The 18,360-nt window shown below is 66.3% G+C and carries 17 protein-coding genes; 8 read left to right on the forward strand and 9 right to left on the reverse strand.

Translation table 11 applies throughout. From position 1 onward, the window contains the following. Positions 1 to 55: 55 nt before the first annotated feature. On the forward strand, positions 56 to 376 hold the full coding sequence (locus V5F78_RS11175; RefSeq protein ID WP_394068084.1) for a glycine zipper domain-containing protein: 321 nt from the start codon (positions 56 to 58) through the stop codon (positions 374 to 376). A gap of 54 nt (positions 377 to 430) precedes the next feature. On the opposite strand, the gene V5F78_RS11180 is transcribed toward V5F78_RS11175, so the two are convergent. Continuing rightward, positions 431 to 1,420, reverse strand: coding sequence for a LysR family transcriptional regulator (locus V5F78_RS11180; RefSeq protein WP_394068082.1), 990 nt, complete (start codon positions 1,418 to 1,420; stop codon positions 431 to 433). Between the two features lie 102 nt (positions 1,421 to 1,522). On the opposite strand from V5F78_RS11180, the gene V5F78_RS11185 reads away from it, so the two are divergent. The 7 genes from V5F78_RS11185 to atzF all read left to right on the forward strand — a co-directional run bounded on the left by V5F78_RS11185 (position 1,523) and on the right by atzF (position 9,892). Continuing rightward, entirely contained in the window at positions 1,523 to 2,776 is a 1,254-nt protein-coding gene (locus tag V5F78_RS11185; protein ID WP_394068080.1) for a sarcosine oxidase subunit beta family protein, read from the forward strand. A 1-nt stretch (position 2,777) separates the two neighbouring features. Further along, the gene (locus tag V5F78_RS11190) at positions 2,778 to 3,056 is read left to right on the forward strand and encodes a sarcosine oxidase subunit delta (RefSeq protein WP_394068079.1); all 279 of its coding nucleotides are present in this window, start codon (positions 2,778 to 2,780) and stop codon (positions 3,054 to 3,056) included. Then, positions 3,053 to 6,016, forward strand: a complete 2,964-nt coding sequence (locus V5F78_RS11195) for a sarcosine oxidase subunit alpha family protein (protein WP_394068077.1) — start codon at positions 3,053 to 3,055, stop codon at positions 6,014 to 6,016. The genes V5F78_RS11190 and V5F78_RS11195 overlap by 4 nt, the downstream gene beginning before the upstream one ends. Next, entirely contained in the window at positions 6,009 to 6,623 is a 615-nt protein-coding gene (locus tag V5F78_RS11200) for a sarcosine oxidase subunit gamma (protein ID WP_394068075.1), read from the forward strand. The genes V5F78_RS11195 and V5F78_RS11200 overlap by 8 nt, the downstream gene beginning before the upstream one ends. A gap of 64 nt (positions 6,624 to 6,687) precedes the next feature. Next, positions 6,688 to 7,557, forward strand: a complete 870-nt coding sequence (gene purU, locus V5F78_RS11205) for a formyltetrahydrofolate deformylase (RefSeq protein ID WP_394068073.1) — start codon at positions 6,688 to 6,690, stop codon at positions 7,555 to 7,557. A 103-nt stretch (positions 7,558 to 7,660) separates the two neighbouring features. After that, the gene (locus tag V5F78_RS11210; protein ID WP_394068071.1) at positions 7,661 to 7,864 is read left to right on the forward strand and encodes a hypothetical protein; all 204 of its coding nucleotides are present in this window, start codon (positions 7,661 to 7,663) and stop codon (positions 7,862 to 7,864) included. A gap of 234 nt (positions 7,865 to 8,098) precedes the next feature. Continuing rightward, positions 8,099 to 9,892, forward strand: coding sequence for an allophanate hydrolase (atzF, locus tag V5F78_RS11215; RefSeq protein WP_394068069.1), 1,794 nt, complete (start codon positions 8,099 to 8,101; stop codon positions 9,890 to 9,892). Positions 9,893 to 9,922: 30 nt separating this feature from the next. On the opposite strand, the gene V5F78_RS11220 is transcribed toward atzF, so the two are convergent. From V5F78_RS11220 to V5F78_RS11255, 8 genes are all read right to left on the reverse strand, one after another. Continuing rightward, positions 9,923 to 10,636, reverse strand: coding sequence for a GntR family transcriptional regulator (locus V5F78_RS11220; protein ID WP_394068068.1), 714 nt, complete (start codon positions 10,634 to 10,636; stop codon positions 9,923 to 9,925). Positions 10,637 to 10,690: 54 nt separating this feature from the next. Beyond that, positions 10,691 to 11,089 (reverse strand): oxalurate catabolism protein HpxZ, encoded by a 399-nt coding sequence (hpxZ, locus tag V5F78_RS11225; RefSeq protein ID WP_394068066.1) that lies wholly within the window; start codon positions 11,087 to 11,089, stop codon positions 10,691 to 10,693. A gap of 8 nt (positions 11,090 to 11,097) precedes the next feature. Further along, complete coding sequence (locus V5F78_RS11230) at positions 11,098 to 12,525, reverse strand: AtzE family amidohydrolase (protein WP_394068065.1); 1,428 nt, start codon at positions 12,523 to 12,525, stop codon at positions 11,098 to 11,100. Beyond that, complete coding sequence (locus V5F78_RS11235; RefSeq protein ID WP_394068063.1) at positions 12,522 to 12,737, reverse strand: AtzG-like protein; 216 nt, start codon at positions 12,735 to 12,737, stop codon at positions 12,522 to 12,524. The genes V5F78_RS11230 and V5F78_RS11235 overlap by 4 nt, the downstream gene beginning before the upstream one ends. Before the next feature lie 9 nt (positions 12,738 to 12,746). Then, positions 12,747 to 14,579 (reverse strand): dipeptide ABC transporter ATP-binding protein, encoded by a 1,833-nt coding sequence (locus V5F78_RS11240; protein WP_394068505.1) that lies wholly within the window; start codon positions 14,577 to 14,579, stop codon positions 12,747 to 12,749. Positions 14,580 to 14,608: 29 nt separating this feature from the next. Further along, the gene (locus V5F78_RS11245; protein WP_394068061.1) at positions 14,609 to 15,505 is read right to left on the reverse strand and encodes an ABC transporter permease; all 897 of its coding nucleotides are present in this window, start codon (positions 15,503 to 15,505) and stop codon (positions 14,609 to 14,611) included. After that, the gene (locus tag V5F78_RS11250; RefSeq protein WP_394068059.1) at positions 15,502 to 16,515 is read right to left on the reverse strand and encodes an ABC transporter permease; all 1,014 of its coding nucleotides are present in this window, start codon (positions 16,513 to 16,515) and stop codon (positions 15,502 to 15,504) included. Before V5F78_RS11250 ends, V5F78_RS11245 begins: the two co-directional genes overlap by 4 nt. Positions 16,516 to 16,630: 115 nt before the next feature. Continuing rightward, positions 16,631 to 18,253 (reverse strand): ABC transporter substrate-binding protein, encoded by a 1,623-nt coding sequence (locus tag V5F78_RS11255; RefSeq protein ID WP_394068057.1) that lies wholly within the window; start codon positions 18,251 to 18,253, stop codon positions 16,631 to 16,633. Positions 18,254 to 18,360 lie beyond the last annotated feature (107 nt).

An 18,360-nucleotide genomic window follows, 5' to 3' on the forward strand; every position in this document is an offset into this window, starting at 1 on the left:
TGGGAACCCAAGATGGGCCCTGCCGTTGCTTTCGCGAATGCAACAGGAGGTTCCCATGAAGAAGACCCTATATGTCATCAGCCTTGCGGCTTTGCTGGCAGGCTCATCTGCCTATGCCGGCGAAGAGGGCGTCGCGGCTGGTGCAGTTGCAGGTGGCACAGCCGGCGCTGTGGTCGGCGGCCCGGTCGGAGCGGCAGTGGGCGCGGGCGCCGGAGCGGTGGCAGGCGGCGCGGCATCAAACCACGATCGCGACCGGGTGATCATCGAGCGCCACGACGCGGACACCACAGGCTCGATCAATTGCTCGTCGAAGACGGTCCATCGTGAAAATAGCATGGGCGATTCCACGACGGTCCGCCGCGAGTCGTGCAACTGACGCGCCCACTCCACACGATAGATCAGGCCGGCTGCCGCTCGCGCATCGCAAGCGTCAAGGACGCGTGCGAGCGGTTTCGCCGAGCCAGGGCATCGTCCGCCGCAGCACGGGCCAGCACGTCTCTTCCAGATGTACCCGGCAGAACCCCGCCACGTCACGCGGCAGGCGGCCGAGTTCCTGTCGCCGTGCGATCAGCGTGAGGCTGCGCTGGAACGCCGGGCCGGGCAGCGGCCAGCAGGCGAGCTGCGCCATGGGTACCGCCGCCTCCAGCAGGCAGAGGGGCGTGGTCACGGCAAATCCGGCGCCCTGCGCAACCATGGCGGTGACGCACTGGGGTGTGTCGAATTCCAGCCGGCGCGCAAGATCCAGCTTCATCCGGCGCAGATGGCGTTCCACCTCGATGCCGGTCTTGGAACGAGCGGAGAAGCGCACCAGGGGCAGGCGCGCGGCGAGCTTCGCCAGGTCATCCACCCGTGCCGGCTGCGCCGTGCCCCCAGGCGCGATCAGAATATAAGGCTCGGTTAGCAGAGCGAACCGCTCCAGTCCCTCGATTTCCTCCAGTTCGTCGGGCGCCAGCAGCAGGTCCATCTGCCGCGTCAGCAGCGCCGAGGCGTGGGAGGCGGTGAGGCCGGAGAGGATCGACACCTGGTCCGCGAGGGCCATCAGATGCGCGCCGAGCGGCGCGGCCAGGGCGCGCGAGAGCGAATCCACCAGCCCCACCCGAAGCAGCGGCAGACGGCTGTGCATGGTCTCGTGCAACATGGGGGCGATCTGCCGCGCCTCGGACAGCAGCGCGCTGGCCCGCTGGCGCAATACGCCGCCTGCCGGCGTGAGGCCCAAGGGGCGGACCGACCGATCGAACAACACCGCGCCGGTGCGCGCCTCAAGGTCGGCGACCGCCTGCGAGACCGCCGGCTGCGTGAGGCCAAGCTGGCGCGCCGCCCCCGCCATGGCGCCTTGCTCGCAGACCGCCAGAAAGATTTCCAGAACGCGCAGATCGAAGGGCAAGGGCTCCGCGCGCTGGACGATGCTTCGCAAGACCATGAGCCGGCTCTCGTACTATAAGCAATAATTATATCATACCTGATTTTAAGGTACGGTATGGATTCTTAGACGGGCGATCCGCCCGCGAGAGTGAGCTGCGGCATGTCGCATTATTCCGTCCTGTCCATCGTCGCCAACGCGTTCAACGGACAGAGGGGTTGGGCCCCGGCCTGGCGCGACGCGACGCCCAAGCCGGCCTATGACGTGATCGTGGTGGGCGGCGGCGGCCATGGACTCGCGACGGCCTATTACCTCGCCAAGGAGCATGGCATCCGCAACGTCGCGGTGCTGGAGAAGGGGCATATCGGCTCCGGCAATGCCGGCCGCAACACCACCATCATCCGCTCCAACTACCTGCTGCCGGGCAACGAGCCGTTCTACGAATGGTCCATGAAGCTGTGGGAGGGCCTGGAGCAGGACCTCAATTACAATGCCATGGTTTCTCAGCGCGGCGTTCTGAACCTCTATCATTCCGACGCCCAGCGCGATGCCTATGCGCGGCGCGGCAATGCCATGCGGCTGAACGGCGCTGACAGCGAATTGCTGGACCGCGACCAGGTGCGCGACATGGCGCCGTTCCTGAATTTCGACCAGGCGCGTTTCCCAATTCAGGGAGGCCTGCTGCAGAAGCGGGGCGGCACGGCGCGACACGATGCGGTTGTGTGGGGCTATGCCCGCGCGGCGAGCAAGCTCGGCGTGGATATCGTTCAGAATTGCGAGGTGACTGGCTTCATCCGCTCAGGCGACGCGGTGGTAGGCGTCGAGACGACGCGCGGGCCGATCCACGCCGGCAAGGTAGGGCTGGCGGTGGCCGGCTCCACCTCGCGCCTCACACGGCTGCTGGACATGCGCCTTCCGATCGAGAGCCATGTGTTGCAGGCCTTCGTGTCGGAAGGGCTGAAGCCCCTGGTGCCGGGCGTCATCACCTTCGGCGCGGGCCATTTTTACATCAGCCAGTCGGACAAGGGCGGGCTGGTCTTCGGCGGCGACATCGACGGCTATAATTCCTATGCCCAGCGCGGCAACCTTCCGGTCATTGAGGATGTGTGCGAAGCAGGCATGGCGCTGTTTCCGCGCATCGGCCGGCTGCGCATCCTGCGCCACTGGGGCGGCATCATGGACATGTCGATGGACGGTTCGCCGATCATCGACAAAACGCATCTGCCGGGCCTCTATCTCAATGCCGGCTGGTGTTATGGCGGGTTCAAGGCGACGCCTGCCTCCGGCTGGTGCTTCGCGCATATGCTGGCGAAGGATGCGCCCCATGCGTTCAACGCCGCCTTCCGCCTGGACCGTTTCCGTACCGGCCATCTGATCGACGAGAAGGGGGTCGGCGCCCAGCCGAACCTGCACTGACATGCGTATTCCCTGTCCCTATTGCGGGCTTCGCGACGCCCACGAATTCTCTTATCTCGGCGATGCCACGCTGAAGCGGCCCGACCCCGAAGCCGCGGACGCGCAAGAGGCGTTCTTCCAATACGTCTATCTGCGCGAAAATCCCGCCGGGCCACACGAGGAGCTTTGGTATCACGCGGCCGGCTGCCGGCAGTGGCTGGTGGTTGAACGCGACACGCGCACCCATGCCATCTCGGGCGCCCGCTTTGCGCGCCCCAAGGCTGGCGAGGTGACTTCGTGAGCCGCCTGTCATCCGGCGGCCTGATCGACCGCGCCAAACCACTGTCCTTCACCTTTGACGGCAAGCCGTACACCGGTCTCGCCGGCGATACGCTCGCCTCGGCGCTGCTGGCCAACGACGTTCGGCTGGTGGGCCGATCGTTCAAATATCACCGCCCGCGCGGCATCTATTCCGCCGGCTCCGAAGAGCCCAATGCGCTCGTGGAATTGCGCACCGGTGCCCGGCGCGAACCCAACACCCGCGCCACCATGGCGGAATTGTACGAAGGCCTGGAGGCGACCAGCCAGAACCGCTGGCCTTCGCTCGCCATGGATCTGCTGAGCGCAAACCAATGGCTCTCGCCCTTCCTCGGCGCGGGCTTCTACTACAAGACCTTCATGTGGCCGGCGGCGCTTTGGGAAAAGCTCTATGAGCCCGCCATCCGCCGCGCCGCGGGCCTCGGACGGGCGGCGGAAGAGGCGGACCCGGACAGCTACGAGAAGGCATTCGCGTTCTGCGACGTGCTCGTGATCGGCGGCGGTCCGTCGGGCCTCCTCGCAGCCCTTACGGCGGGACGCGCGGGGGCGCGGGTGATCCTGGCGGACGAGGACGTGATCCTCGGCGGCCGGCTAAACAGCGAGCGCAGCCCCATCGACAATGCCGCGCCTGAGGCATTCCTCGTCAAGGTCCGGGCGGAGCTGGCTTCACTGTCCAATGTCCGCGTCATGCCGCGCACGACCGTGTTCGGCGTCTATGACGGCGGCACCTATGGCGCGCTGGAACGGGTGAGCGACCATCTCCCCGTGCCGGCGCCGTTCCAGCCGCGACAGCGCTATTGGAAGATCGTCGCACGGCGCGCCGTGCTGTGCGCGGGTGCTTTCGACCGGCCGATCGTGTTCGGGGGCAACGACAGGCCGGGTGTCATGTCGGCCCAGGCGCTTCGGACCTATGCAGTGCGCTATGCGGTCTCTCCTGGCGCCAACGCCGTGGTGTTCGCCAATAACGACCACGCCTGGAGCGCCGCCTTCGATGCGGCGGACGCCGGGGTGAAAGTCAAAGCCATCGTAGATGTGCGCGAGAGCGTCACCACGGCACTGGCGGATGGCGCCAAGGCCCGCGACATCCGCGTCATCACCGACGGCGTGGTGACCGCCACGTCGGGCAAGTGCCTCTCGTCCCTCACGGTTCGCACCAGGGGCGCGACCGAAACCCTTCAGGCCGAAGTGCTGGGCATCTCGGGCGGCGCGACGCCCAATCTCGCACTGACCAGCTATTTCGGCGGACGACCGAAATATGATGCCGCGCGTGCCGCCTTCGTGCCCGACACGACCCCGCCGGGACTCAGCGTCGCCGGGGCGGCAGCGGGGCGGTTTTCGCTGGCCGAATGCTTTGCCACCGGCGCTGCTCAGGGGGCAGCGGCGGCGCAAGATGCGGGCTTCGCCACCAAGCCGGTGCCGCTGCCCGAGACCGGCGACACGCCGGCCTCGCTGTCCGCCTTCTGGCATGTGCAGGGGTCGAAGGGCCTCGCGTTCGTGGATTTCCAGAACGACGTGTCGGCCAAGGATATCGCTATCGCCCATAAGGAAGGCTTCCGGGCGGTGGAATTGCTGAAGCGCTACACCACGCTCGGCATGGCGACCGACCAGGGCAAGTCGTCCAACATGGCGGGGCTCGCCATCATGGCCGAATTGACCGGCCAGGGCATCGGCGAAACCGGCACCACCCTGTTCCGCCCGCCCTTCACGCCGGTGGCATTGGGCGCGCTTGCGGGCCATCATCGCGAAAAGGATTTCCGCCCGACGCGGCCCACCCCCACCCACGACTGGGCACGCAAGCAGGGCGCGGTGTTCGTGGAAACCGGGCTTTGGCTACGTGCGCAATATTTCCCCCAGCCTGGCGAGACTGATTGGCTGGAAAGCGTCACCCGCGAGGTGACGGCGGTGCGGTCGTCTGTCGGCCTGATCGACGTTTCCACGTTCGGCAAGATCGACCTCCAGGGGAGCCACGTCGGCGTCTTTCTCGACCGGGTCTATATCAACACCTTCTCCACCCTGGCCGTGGGCAAGGCGCGCTATGGCGTGATGCTGCGCGAGGACGGCCTCGTGATGGACGACGGCACCACCGCCCGCCTCGCCGACGACCATTATGTCATGACGACCACCACGGCCAACGCCGCGAAGGTCTATCAGCATCTGGAATTCTGCCTCCAGGTGCTGTGGCCGGAGCTGGACGTTCAGCTCGCCTCCGTCTCCGAGCAATGGGCGCAGATCGCCATCGCGGGGCCGAAATCCCGCGAGGTGCTGGCCAAGGTCGTGGACGCTCCACTGGACGTTGCCAACACCGCCCTGCCCTTCATGGGAGCGGTGGAGGGCAAGGTGATGGGCGGCGTGAAGGCACGCATCTTCCGCCTCTCCTTCTCCGGAGAGCTGGGCTACGAGATCGCCGTGCCCTCCCGGCATGGCGAGGCGCTGACGCGGGCGCTGATGGCGGCCGGCGCACCGTTCGGCATCACCCCCTACGGCACCGAGGCGCTCGGCGTGATGCGGATCGAAAAGGGCCATGTCTCCGGCAACGAGCTGACCGGACAGACCAGCGCGCGCGACCTCGGCCTCGGCAAGATGGCGTCGACCAAGAAGGATTATATCGGCCGCGTCATGGCCGGGCGCCCCGCCTTTGCCGATCCCGACCGCGCGACCTTCATCGGTTTCAAGCCGGTGGACCGCGCCCAGCGGCTGCGGGCCGGCGCCCATTTCCTGCCCCTCGGCGCCCCGGCGGTGATGGAGAATGACGAGGGCTATATGAGTTCGGTCGCTTATTCGCCCACCCTCGGCCATTGGATCGGCCTCGGCTTCCTCAAGGGGGGCCGTGCGCGGATCGGCGAGACGGTGCGCGCCTATGACCCGGTCCGCGGCGGCGACATCGCGGTGGAAGTGTGCGATCCCGTCTTCGTCGATCCGGAAGGGGAACGGCTGCGTGTCTGAGCTACTTGCAGAACTGCCCGCAAGCGCCCTCGTGCCAGAGGGGTATTACGGCGCGCGCGCGCCCGCACCCGGCGTGGTGGCCGCGCTGCTCGGCTCGCTCGCACTCGCCAATATCGTAGCGCGACGCGATGCGCTCGACATTGCGACCAAGCTTGCGCAGGAACAGCTGGGTCTCACCTTGCCGCGCGGGCCGCATACCGCCTCGGCTGGCGATCTGACGCTGGTTGGCATCGGGCCGGGCCGCTTCCTGGTGGTCGGCGAAGGAATCACCGGCGATCCGCTTCTGGCGCGTCTCGCCCACGCCTTCGGAAACACCGTGGCCCTCACGGACCAGAGCGACGGGCAGCTGGTGATTCAGATTTCCGGGCCGCGCACCCGCGACATGCTGGCCAAGCTCGTGCCGATCGACCTCGACCCGAGCGTCTTCAAGCCGGGCGATGCGGCATCGACCCTGGTGGCGCTGATCCCGGTGCTGATCTGGCAGGTGGATCCGGCCCCCGTCTACCGGTTCGCGGTGCCGCGCTCCTTTGGCCCGGCCTTCCTGCGGGCGCTGGTTGGGGCGGGCGCGGAATTCGGCCTTCAACTCACGGGCACCGGGCGAGGTTGAAGGCGGCGCGCCGCGCGCTTTCCGCTTCTCCACCCGCAGCCCCCTTCCACGTGATGGATAATCCATGACCACGGCTTCCGACCAATTCGTCCTCGCCTTTTCCTGTCCCAACCGCCCGGGCATCGTCGCCGGCGTCTCGACCTTCCTGTTCCAGCATGGCTGCAACATCCTGGAAGCCCAGCAATTCGACGACACGGAGAGCGGCCGCTTTTTCATGCGCGTCGTGTTCAACGTGGTGCAGGGTGATGCGACCCTGGATACGATCCGCGCGCAGTTCGAGGAGGTGGCGCAGCCGCTGAACCTGCAATGGACGCTGCGCGCCCCGAACGAAAAGCGGCGCGTGCTGCTGCTCGCCTCCAAGTTCGACCACTGCCTCGCGGACCTGCTTTATCGCTGGCGCATTGGCGAAATTCCCATGGAGGTGACGGGGATCATCTCCAACCATCCGCGCGAGACCTATGCGCATCTCGATTTCGACGGCATTCCGTTCCATCATCTGCCGGTGACCAAGGCCACCAAGCTGGAGCAGGAAACCCAGATCTGGGGCGTGTTCCAATCCACGCGCTCGGATCTGGCGGTGCTCGCGCGCTACATGCAGGTGCTCTCCGACGGGCTTTCAGCCAAGCTGTCCGGCAAGTGCATCAACATCCACCATTCCTTCCTGCCGGGTTTCAAGGGCGCCAAGCCCTATCACCAAGCCCATCTGCGCGGCGTGAAGCTGATCGGCGCCACCGCCCATTACGTGACGTCGGATCTCGACGAAGGCCCCATCATCGAGCAGGACGTGGAGCGCATCAGCCACCAGGACAGCCCGGAAGATTTGGTGCGCAAGGGCCGCGACATCGAGCGCCGGGTGCTGGCGCGCGCGCTCTCCTGGCATGTTCAGGACCGGGTGATTCCCAACGGCCACAAGACCGTGGTCTTCCGCGACTGAACCCGACTGCGGCGCCCGGCCACCGCTCGGCCTGCCGACGCAATGAACCAGACCGCTCCTCCGGCGTTTATGACCTTAGGTCAAACAGCTCTGGAGGAGCTCCATGTCTCGCGGCACAACCCTCACCTTGGGCGCCGTCGTTCTGGTCGCTGCCCTGACGGCGGCGGTCCTGTTTTCCGGACGCGGCACGCCCGACCCGACCGAAACCGCACCCGGCAACGTGCCGGCGGTAACCGAGCCCGCGCCGCCCACGACCTCGCCCGCGACACCGCCGGGGGTCACGCCGTCCAATCCTGTCCGGCCGTAATCTGCATGCAACAGCGATTTGTGCGCCCATTAATACGTCAATCGCTTATTTGTTAGGCAAGTTTTCGCGACCTGGGTGGAGCCTTCACCGCTGAATTCGGTTCGCTGCACCGGCGAAAGGCTCGCCGTTCCTGCGCCCGTGCGCCTTTGCCGGGGCGCGCGGGCGGGGCGTGGGTGGCGCCCGGTCTGGCCCGGTTCCTGCTTAGCCCCTGGCGAATACGCTCCGGAGTTCGGCATGCAAACGGTCGCCAGTCTTCTCGCCGCCCATCGCCAAGGATTGCGCTCGCCGAGCGATACCGTGCGCAGCACCTATGCCCGCATCGCAGCCCATGACGACCCGGCGATGTTCATCACCTTGCGCCCGCAGATGGATGTGCTCGCGGACGCCGCCGCGCTTGAGCACGCCGGGGATACCGGCCTTCCGCTCTATGGCATTCCCATCGCGGTGAAAGACAATATCGACGTGGCGGGCCTGCCCACCACGGCGGCATGCCCGGCGTTCGCCTATCAGCCTGCCGCCGATGCCACCGTGATCGCCCGGCTGAAGGCGGCCGGCGCGCTGATCATCGGCAAGACCAATCTCGACCAGTTCGCCACCGGCCTCGTGGGCACGCGCTCGCCCTATGGCATTCCGCGCAACGCCTTCAAGGCGGATCTCGTGCCGGGCGGCTCCTCCTCCGGCTCGGCCTCGGCGGTCTCCGCGGGCATCGTGCCGCTGGCACTGGGCACCGACACCGCCGGCTCGGGCCGGGTTCCGGCGATGCTTCAGAACATCGTCGGCATAAAGCCGAGCCTCGGCCTCGTGCCCAATACCGGCCTCGTGCCCGCTTGCCGCACGCTGGATGCCATCTCCATCTTCGCCCTCACCGTCGACGATGCCATGGCGGCGCTCCAGGTCATGGCCGGCTTCGATCCGGCGGACGCGTTTTCCCGCGCCTTGCCCCTCGGGCCGATGGCCGCACCGGCGGCTCCGGTGCTCGGCATCCTGCCGAAGGAGCAACGCGAATTCTTCGGCGACGAAGACGCCGCCAAGGCCTACGAAGACGCGCTCGATCGGCTCAAAGCCCTGGGCGCGCAGCTGGTGGAATTCGACTATGCGCCCTTCGCCGAGACCGCGCGGCTGCTCTATGAAGGCCCCTGGGTGACCGAGCGCTGGATCGTCGCCGAAAAGCTGCTCACGACCAACCCCGAAGCCGTCCATCCCGTAACGCGCACGATCACGGAAGCGGGCGCCAAGCCGAGCGCCGCAGACCTGTTCCGCGCCCTGTACCGCCTTCAGGAATTGAAGGCCAAGGTGAAGCCCGTGCTCGCATCCCTCGATGCCATCGTGCTGCCCACCGCGCCCACCGCTTATACGCTGGAAGCCGTGTTGGCGGACAATATCCGCCTCAATTCGCGCAATGGCACCTATACCAATTTCGTCAATCTGCTGGACATGTGCGGCACCGCCGTGCCTGCCGCCATTGCCGGAAGCGGTGTGCCCTATGGCATTACGCTGCTCGCTCCTGCCGGCAACGATGCCAAGCTCGCCGCCATCGCCCGCACCTTCGCCGCCGCTACCGGCCTGCCGCTGGGTGCGAGCGGAGAAACCGCCCCGCCCCTCGCGCCGACTTCCGAACAGGCTGAAGCCGGCAGGCTCGATATCTGCGTGTTCGGCGCCCACCTCTCCGGCATGGGCTTGAACGGGGAACTGGTCGCGCTTGGCGGGCGGCTAGTCGGGGCTGTCGACACCGCCCCGCTCTATCGCATGTCATTGCTGTGCGGCGGCGTGCCCCGGCCGGGCGTTACCCGCGTCGGCGAGGGTGGCGCATCGCTTGCGGGTGAGGTGTGGTCCCTGCCGTTCGAGGGCGTCGGCCGCCTGCTGGCGCAGATTCCCGCGCCGCTCGGCCTCGGCAGCGTCGTCCTGGCGGATGGAACGCATGTCGCCGGCTTCCTGGCCGAGGCGGCGGGCGTTGAAGGGTGCACCGACATCACTGCCTTAGGCGGCTTCCGCGCTTATGTGGACAGCTTGGCCGCAAAGTCGGCCTGATCTGGCGATGTGCGGCCGCCTGGCGCGGCCTCACACGCTTTCGGCGTATCGCTCATAGGCGATCTCGACGGTGATGATATGCGCGCGCATGGCGTGCGCGGCTTCGGCCTTGTCGCCGCGCAGGATCGCCGTCACCACCTGGTCGTGCTCGGCATAGGACAGCGCGAGGCGACCGAGGTTACGGAACTGCGCCCGCCGGAAGGGCTGGAGCCGCGCCCGCGTCGCGAGGGTGATCTCGGCGAGATAATCATTGTGCGCCCCGCCATACAGGAAGGTATGGAAGCGCTCGTTCAGGAAGGTGTAATTGGTCTCGTCGCCCCTGCGGGTCAGGTCCGCGAGATCGGCGTGAATGGCCTGGAGCTGGCCGCGCTCCGCCGGTGTCATGTGGAGCGCACACAGCCCCGCGCACAGAGCCTCCAGCTCCGCCATGACATCGAACATGCCGCGCAATCGCTCGAAACTGGGCTTCGCCACCAAAGCGCTGCGATGGGGCCGGGTCTCCACGAGGCCGGAAGCCGCAAGATCGCGGATGACCTCGCGCACCGGCGTGCGGGAGACGCCGTAGCGGCGCGCGATTTCCATTTCCTCCAGCGGCGTGCCGGGCGCGATGCGACCACAGACGATGTCGTCGGCGATTTGCAGCCGCAATTCCTCGGTGCGCGTGACGCCTCGGGTCTGCGCACGACGCCGGCGGGGCCGCGCGAGGCGGGTAGCCGCCTCGGTGGAGGATGCTGGAAGGCTCATGACGCAACGCTACCGGTTTCGCGGGACACGGGGAAAACACCTTGCCTCAGGCACTCACAATGCATCGTCGGGCGCGCGGGGAATGCTGCTGACATGGGCCGCAACCACCTTCCAGCCCTGTGGGAAACGCACCCAGCTCTGCTGTTGACGGCCGATCTGTCCCGGCATTGAATCCCGCGCAAACAATGTGGAAGCAATGGCGAAATCCCGGCCATAGGTGGTGATGACGGTTTGGCTCAGCGCCCGCATGAGGCCAGCCGGGGCGCGCGCCCGGCGAAATGCGCGGATGGCGTCCATGCCGTAGAGATTCTCGCCGCCGCCGTATCGGATGGTGCGGGGATCGTCAAAGAACAGGTCCTCCAGCGTCGGCACGTCGTTGCCGACCAGTGCCGCCTCGTAGCGCGCGAAGGCTTCCGCGACTTCGGCCACCACCTCGGGAATGTCGATCTCCATGCGCGCTCCTAAAGCGATGCAACGGGCGCGCGGGCGATGCCGCGCGCTTCGAGTTCACAGGCGACCCGCAAAGCGAGATCCTCGCGCCAGGGCGGTGCGATGACCTGCACCGCCAGCGGCAGGCCATCGTCGGGCCAGATCGGCACCGCCACCACAGGCAGGCCGATGAAGGAAATCGGCTGGGTGAACAGCCCGAGATTGGGGCGCACCGGCAAGGTGACGCCATCGAGCACAAAGGTCTTCTGCCCGAGCTTGGGCGCGCGGGTGGGCGTCGCGGGCGCCAGCAGGATGTCCAGCTCCTCGAACAGCGCCAGCATTTGTGCGCGGAAATGGCGGCGGAAGCGCTGCGCCGCCGTGGTCCAGGCGGCCGGTATGGCGAGCCCGGCGATCAGCCGGTCGCGCACGGCGGGGTCATAATCCTGCGGGCGGGTGCGCAGCCGCTCCGCATGCAGCGCCGCCCCGTCCGCCGCGGTGATGATATAGGCCGAGGCGCGTGCGCGTGCGGCATCCGGAATATCCACCGTGCGTGTCGCGCCAAGCGCCTGCGCCACGCTGTCCACCACCGCCAGCGCCTCCGGCAGGGCCCTCTGGCGGAAATAGCCGCCGGCAACCGCGAGGCGCAGCCCGCCGATTCCTTGTTTCAGGCCGGGAAAAGCAGGCTCCACGGGTTGGTCGGCGACGGCGGGATCATCTCTATCCGCCCCTTGCATGGCGTCATAGGCGAGCGCGAGATCGGCCGCCGAGCGGGCGAAGGGGCCGAGATGATCGAACGCGGTGACGAACGGAAAGCTGCGCGCCCGTGAAAGCCGGCCATAGGTCGGCTTCAGGCCGAAGATGCCGCAGAGCGACGACGGCACGCGGATCGAGCCGTTGGTATCGGAGCCCAGGGCAAGCGGCACCTCGCCGGATGCGATCGCCGCGCCCGAGCCACCGGACGAGCCTCCCGTCATGTGGTCCAGCGCATGGGGATTGCGCGAGGCGCCGTCATGGACATTCTCGCCGGTGAAATCATAGGCGTATTCGCCCATGTTCAGGGCGCCCACCAGCACCGCGCCGGCCGATTCCAGCCGCTCCACAAGCGTGGCATCGCGGGTCGCGGGCGGCAGCTCGCGATTGATTTTCGAGCCAGCGCGGGTGGGCAGGCCGGCGATATCGAACAGATTCTTCACAGCGAACGGCACACCGGCGAGCGGGCCGAGGCTCTCCCCCCGCCCACGGGCGGCGTCCAGCGCATCGGCGCGGGCGAAAGCCCGTTCCGCAGTCACGTCGGTGAAGGCGTTCACCTTGGGATCGAGGGCAGCGATGCGGGCAAGCGCGGCCTCGACCACCGCGCGGACCGTGACCGTTCCGGCGGCGACGGCGGCGGCGATTTCGGCGGCGGTTGCGGATGCGGACAGCACGCCCCCGGTCGCCTTGGGATCAAGGACGAGATTCATGGCCGATACACCGGAGCGGGATCGAACTCATCGCCGAGGTCGAGGCCGCGCACGAGATTTGCGGCATCCGCGATCATTCGCAGGTTGACCAGGGCTTCCGCCCGCCAGTCCGCCTCGATTTTCAGCGCGAAAGCCTCGATCGCACCGTCCAGCATCAGCTCCAGCGCGCCGTCGGACACGGCGGGAATGGTCCTTTCGACAGGATGGGACATATCAGCTCCCTAAGCCGGCGGATGGGGAATGGCGGCGATCAGTTCGCGCGTATAGGCGGCCTTGGGCGCCTCCAGCACCTGCTCGGATGTGCCCTCCTCCACCATCTTGCCCTGACGCATGACGATGACGCGGTCGCACAGCAGGCGCACAACGTGCAGGTCGTGGGAGACGAAGAGATAGCTCATGCCGAGCGTCTGCTTCAGCTCTTCCAGAAGGTTCAGCACCACTGCCTGCACCGACACGTCCAGCGCCGCGGTCGGCTCGTCCAGGATCACCAGGTCCGGCTTGAGCGCGATGGCGCGGGCAATCCCGACGCGTGCCTTCTGGCCGCCCGAGAGTTGGTGCGGAAAGCGGTCCAGCAAGTCGAGCGGCAGGCCGGCCATAGTGGCCAGCTCCTCCACCTTGGCGCGCATCTGCGCGGCGCCGCGAATGCCGAACTGCTCGCCCATGCGCAGCAGGGGATCGGCGATCGCGCGGGCGGCGGTATAGCGCGGGTTCAGGCTGTCGGTCGGGTCCTGAAACACCATCTGGATGCGTCGGCGCAGGGGATGGTGCGCGAATTCCTTCGCCGGGATCGCGCCGATGTCCGTGCCGTCGAAGGTGATCTTGCCCGAGGTGGCATCAATCAGCCGCATCACGATGGTGGAGGTGGTGGACTTGCCGCATCCGCTCTCGCCCACGAGGCCGACGCTCTCGCCTTTCCGCACCTCGAACGAAAGCCCGTCGACGGCGCGGAAGATGGCGTCTTCTGGTGGCGTCTTCTTGCCCATCAGGCCAGCGAAAAAGCCCATCGGCACGCCCTGGCGGGGATATTCCTTCAGCAGGTTTTCCACCTTGAGGAGCGGCGTCGCCGGCAATCCCCTCTCCCCGCCAGGGAGGGCGGCAGGGTGAGGGGGTTCGGGTTTTTGTGATGAAGCCTGTGCCCCCTCTCCCGCCGCCTGCTGCGCAGACCTCTCCCCCCCGGGGAGAGCTGAAGGAACGACGGGTACCTCCGGTAGCAGGTCGCTCAGGGCAATCCCTGGGCGCGGCGTCGCGCGCACCAGTTTCTGCGTATAGGGATGCTGCGGGGCGCGGAAAACCTGTTCCGCTGGGGCGGTTTCCACCACCTTGCCCTTCTCCATCACCACCACCGTGTCGCAATAAGTGGCGGCAAGGCCGAGATCGTGGGTGATGAGGATGGTCGACATGCCCCGCGCCCGTGTCAGCTCGGTCACGAGGTCCATCACCGCCTTCTGCGTGGTCACATCAAGGCCGGTGGTGGGCTCGTCGGCGATCAGCAATTGCGGCTGGCAGGCGAGCGCGAGCGCGATCACGATGCGCTGGCACATGCCGCCCGAAAGTTCGAACGGATAGGCGTGGTAGCGTTCCTCGGGCCGGGCGATGCGCACCTGCTCCAGGATCTCGATCACCTTGGCCTTCACATTGCGCGGCTCGGCCTGGAGATGGTGCAGCAGCACGTCGCCGATCTGGTCGCCGACCTTGCGGATCGGGTTCAGCGCCGCGCGCGGGTTCTGGAAGATCATGGAGATCTCCCGCCCGCGCAGGTCGCGCATGGTGCGTTCCGTGGCATTGGCGACGTCGATGCCGGAGAAGGTGATGGTGCCTTCCGCGATCCGTCCCGCCCGGTCGAGGATGCGCATGAGGGTATAGGAGGTCACGGACTTGCCGGAACCGCTTTCGCCCACGATGCCGACGGTCTCACCCTTGCGGACCGTCAGGTCCACCTGCTTGACAGCCGTGACGATGCCCTTGCGGGTCGCGAATTCCACCGTGAGGTGACGCACCTCCAGCAACGGGCCGCGCGCGTCCTCGGTGGGGGTGGGGGTGGTGGCCTGCGTCATATCGATCACACCATGCATGGCGCGCCCCCTCAGGTGCGGCGCTGGGGATCGACGATGTCGCGCAGACCGTCACCCAGCAGGTTGAAGCAGAACACCGCGAACATCAGCGCGAGGCCGGGAAATAGCGCGATCCACCATTCGCCGGAAACGATGAAGGCCGAGCCTTCCGCCACCATGATCCCCCATTCGGGGGTGGGCGGGCGCACGCCGAGGCCGATGAAGGACAGGCCGGCGGCGTTGAGGATGGCGTAGCCCATGGTCAGCGACATCTGCACCATCATGATGGGCAGGATGTTGGGCAGGATCTGCGTCAACAGGATGCGCCACTCGCTGTTGCCGGTGAGCCGCGCCGCCTGGATGAAGCCCGACTGGCGACGGATCGCCGCTTCCGCCCGGGCGACGCGGGCATAAAGCGGGAAATTGATGATGGCGGTGGCAATCACGATGTTCGTCACCGTATTGCCCAGCGCCGCGACGATGCCCATGGCCAGCACGAACAGGGGAAAGGCCATGATGGTGTCGGAGATGCGGCCGACGATCCGGTCCGTCCAGCCGCCGAAGAAGCCGGCCGCAATCCCCGCGATGCCGCCTGCGGCGAACACCAGGGCCACAGAGAAAATGGCGATGCCCATGTCCAGCCGCGTCGCGACGATGACGCGGGAGAACATGTCGCGCCCGAGCTGATCGGTGCCGCACCAATGGGCCCAAGAGGGCGCCTGGAGCGCCGCCTTGGTATCGCTCGCGAGCGGATCATACGGCACGATATACGGACCGATGGCAGCCGCCACGATCAACACCAGGAACATGCCGAAAGCGAGGCCCGTAACCGGGTTCTCCGAGATCACATATTTCGCATGGCGCAGGGTTGCCGCGAGGCCGCTGGAAGAAGGCGCCGATCCGCGATCGGCCGGGTTGGCGAGGGTCATGCTTCGCTCCGTGCGCGCGGATCAATGACGCCATAGGCGAGGTCGATCACGAGATTGAGGATGATGTAGAGGATCGCCATGGCGAGCACGAAGCCCTGCACCGGCGCGTAATCCGATGAGATCAGCGCCTCGACCGCATAGGAGCCGATGCCCGGCCAGGCGAACACCTTCTCCACCAGAACATTGGCGCCGAGCAGGAAGGAGAACACCATGCCGAGCGTGGTGATGACCGGCAGCATGGCGTTCCTGAAGGCATAGACCATGATGACCTTGTAGGGCGTCAATCCTGCCGCCCGCGCGGTGCGCACGAATTCCGACGACAGCACCGAGAGCATGGAAGCGCGCGTGATGCGGGCGATCGGTGCCAGCGCGAAAATGGCGAGCGTGACGGTGGGGATCGCCAATTGGGCGGCGGCCGAGCGGAACGTTTCGAAATCCCCGGCGATCAGGCTGTCGATGAGATAGAAGCCGGTGACCGTGGGCGGCGCGGTGTAGAACACATCCAGCCGCCCGAGCGGCGCCGGCGCCCAGCCGAGCTTGAAATAAAACACATAGACCAGCAGCAGGCCGGTAAAGAACACCGGCAGCGACACGCCCGCCGTGGTGATTACGCGGCAGGCATGGTCTACCCATGTCCCCTGCTTCACCGCCGCCATGATGCCGAAGGGAATGGCGATGGCGAGCGCGAGGATGAGGCCGGAAAGCGTGAGTTCCGCAGAGGCTGGAAGGCGGCTCGCGATCTCGCTCGCCACCGGCTGGCCGGTGGAGAGCGAGGAGCCGAGATCCCCCTTCGACAGCGCCGTCACATAATCCACGAATTGCACCGGCAACGGCTTGTCGAGGCCAAGTTTGGTGCGGATCTCGGCAATGGCTTGCGGGGTTGCGGCGGGGCCGGCGAAATAAGCGGCGGCATCGCCCGGCAGGACGCGGGTCAGCATGAAGGTCACGATCACCACGCCAATCAGGCTTGGGATCGCTGTGGCGATGCGGCTGGCGATGAGCTTCAACATCACGGCTTCCTTTCAGCCAGGTGCGGGACGCGCGCCCGCTTGCGGTGCTCCCTGCGTCCCTCCCCCGCACGCGGGAGAGGGACAGGGCGCGGGAGACGCGCGAACGACGAAACCTTCAGCTCTTCACGAACGAGCGATAGTCGAGCCGGCGGTGGAACCAGTATTCGTAGCCGGAAACGTTCTTCTGCATCGCGACGTTCACATAAGGCTGGTAGAGCGGAACGCGCGGCACGTCGGCGAAGGCGAGGTCGATCATCCCCTTCACATCGGCATCGTACGCCGCCTTGTTGCCCGTCGCCGCGGCGGCGCGGGCGCCGTCGATGAAGGCGTCCATCGCCGCCGACTTGTAGCTCATGGTGTTGAACACGGAATTTTGCCCGTGGTAGCACCAGAAGAAGAAGTATTCGGGATAATCCAGCCAACCAGAGAACACGTTGGTGAAGAGCGGAAGCTCCTTCTTGTTCAGCTCGGTGCGCCAATTGGCGCCGGGAATCTTGTTGATCGTGGTCTTGATACCGAGCTCCTGCAGGTTCTCCTGCAACAGCACGCACAGCGGCTCGTTCACCCCGGCAAAGCCCAGGTCGAACGAAAGGGTGGTCTCGAGCCCGTTGGGATAGCCGGCCTCGGCCAGCAATTGCTTGGCCTTGGGGAGGTCGGTGGTGAACGGGGCGGGCTGCGGCCACACCGGCTGGCTCACCCCCCCCGGCGCGGCGCCGAACATGGGCTTGCCGAGGCCAAACAGCACCGCATCCATGATCTTCTGGTAGGGGATGGCATAGGCGATCGCCTGACGCACCTTCAGATTGTCGAAGGGCGGCTTGGTGACGTTCATGCCGATATATTGCAGGCCGTTGGAATATGGCGTGGAAATGATGGTCAGCTTGCCGCTGTCCTTCAGCTCTACAAAGTCTTTATTCGGCAGGTCATAGGAGATGTCAGCGTCGCCGCGCTCCAACAGCGCGCGACGATTGCCGGCGGAGGGCACCATGCGCCAGATCACCCGCTTGATCTTGGGCATTGGGCCGCCGACCCATTTGTCGTTGCGCTCGAACACCACCTCGGTGCCGGGGGTCCATTTGGTGACCTTGTAGGCACCGGAGCCGACGGTGTTCTGCTTGGCATATTCCAGGGCCCAGGGATCCTGGGCCGTCGCGTTCTTCTTCAGCAGTTCCGAATTCATGACGCACGGCACCACCACCGCCAGATCCGGGATGGTGAGGCGATCCTTGCGCAGGAAATCGACACGGAAGGTGTGGTCGTCCACCACCACGAACTGCTCGGGCTTTTCAAGCGAGCCGGCCTTCATCTGGAAGGTGGGGAAGCCGCCGACGCTCACAGCCCGGTCCATGGACCATTTCACGTCCTTGGCCGTCACCGGGGTGCCGTCCTGGAAAGTGGCGTTCTTCTTCAGCTTGAAGGTCGCGGACATGTCGCCGAGGGTCATGTCCTCGGCCAACTCCCCCTCGATCTTGTCGCGGTCGTAATAGGGCGTGCCGTTCACATCCTTCATGGGATGGGTGATCAGGCGGTCGTAGCAATTCCAGCTGACTTCATAGCCGGGCACATTGGTGCCGACGCCCTGCACGTCGAGGTTGTTGGGTCCGCTCTCCGAGACGATCAACAGCGTTTCCGAGCGCGCCTGCGCCTGGGCGGAGGAAAACACCGCCGGCGCTGCCACGCCCGCTGCGCTGGCGGTGGCCGTTACGGAAGCCGTTTTGAGAAACTCGCGACGATTCATGCCTTGGATCCCCGTCTGAGAAAGCGTACCCGCTCGCTCTCATTCAAGGGATATGCCAATTGCATACCGTTTTTTGAAAGTTCTTTTAAATCAGAGAATTAAATGAC

The organism is Roseixanthobacter glucoisosaccharinicivorans (assembly GCF_043195095.2).
Classification (GTDB): domain Bacteria; phylum Pseudomonadota; class Alphaproteobacteria; order Rhizobiales; family Xanthobacteraceae; genus NCEH01.

What these genes read in the sequence shown, in the direction of transcription:
- V5F78_RS11175 (WP_394068084.1), top strand. Translation starts at nt 56, where the DNA reads ATGAAGAAGACCCTATATGTCATCAGCCTTGCGGCTTTGCTGGCAGGC.
- V5F78_RS11180 (WP_394068082.1), bottom strand. Translation starts at nt 1,420, where the DNA reads ATGGTCTTGCGAAGCATCGTCCAGCGCGCGGAGCCCTTGCCCTTCGAT.
- V5F78_RS11185 (WP_394068080.1), top strand. Translation starts at nt 1,523, where the DNA reads ATGTCGCATTATTCCGTCCTGTCCATCGTCGCCAACGCGTTCAACGGA.
- V5F78_RS11190 (WP_394068079.1), top strand. Translation starts at nt 2,778, where the DNA reads ATGCGTATTCCCTGTCCCTATTGCGGGCTTCGCGACGCCCACGAATTC.
- purU (WP_394068073.1), top strand. Translation starts at nt 6,688, where the DNA reads ATGACCACGGCTTCCGACCAATTCGTCCTCGCCTTTTCCTGTCCCAAC.
- V5F78_RS11210 (WP_394068071.1), top strand. Translation starts at nt 7,661, where the DNA reads ATGTCTCGCGGCACAACCCTCACCTTGGGCGCCGTCGTTCTGGTCGCT.
- atzF (WP_394068069.1), top strand. Translation starts at nt 8,099, where the DNA reads ATGCAAACGGTCGCCAGTCTTCTCGCCGCCCATCGCCAAGGATTGCGC.
- V5F78_RS11220 (WP_394068068.1), bottom strand. Translation starts at nt 10,636, where the DNA reads ATGAGCCTTCCAGCATCCTCCACCGAGGCGGCTACCCGCCTCGCGCGG.
- hpxZ (WP_394068066.1), bottom strand. Translation starts at nt 11,089, where the DNA reads ATGGAGATCGACATTCCCGAGGTGGTGGCCGAAGTCGCGGAAGCCTTC.
- V5F78_RS11230 (WP_394068065.1), bottom strand. Translation starts at nt 12,525, where the DNA reads ATGAATCTCGTCCTTGATCCCAAGGCGACCGGGGGCGTGCTGTCCGCA.
- V5F78_RS11235 (WP_394068063.1), bottom strand. Translation starts at nt 12,737, where the DNA reads ATGTCCCATCCTGTCGAAAGGACCATTCCCGCCGTGTCCGACGGCGCG.
- V5F78_RS11240 (WP_394068505.1), bottom strand. Translation starts at nt 14,579, where the DNA reads ATGACGCAGGCCACCACCCCCACCCCCACCGAGGACGCGCGCGGCCCG.
- V5F78_RS11245 (WP_394068061.1), bottom strand. Translation starts at nt 15,505, where the DNA reads ATGACCCTCGCCAACCCGGCCGATCGCGGATCGGCGCCTTCTTCCAGC.
- V5F78_RS11250 (WP_394068059.1), bottom strand. Translation starts at nt 16,515, where the DNA reads ATGTTGAAGCTCATCGCCAGCCGCATCGCCACAGCGATCCCAAGCCTG.
- V5F78_RS11255 (WP_394068057.1), bottom strand. Translation starts at nt 18,253, where the DNA reads ATGAATCGTCGCGAGTTTCTCAAAACGGCTTCCGTAACGGCCACCGCC.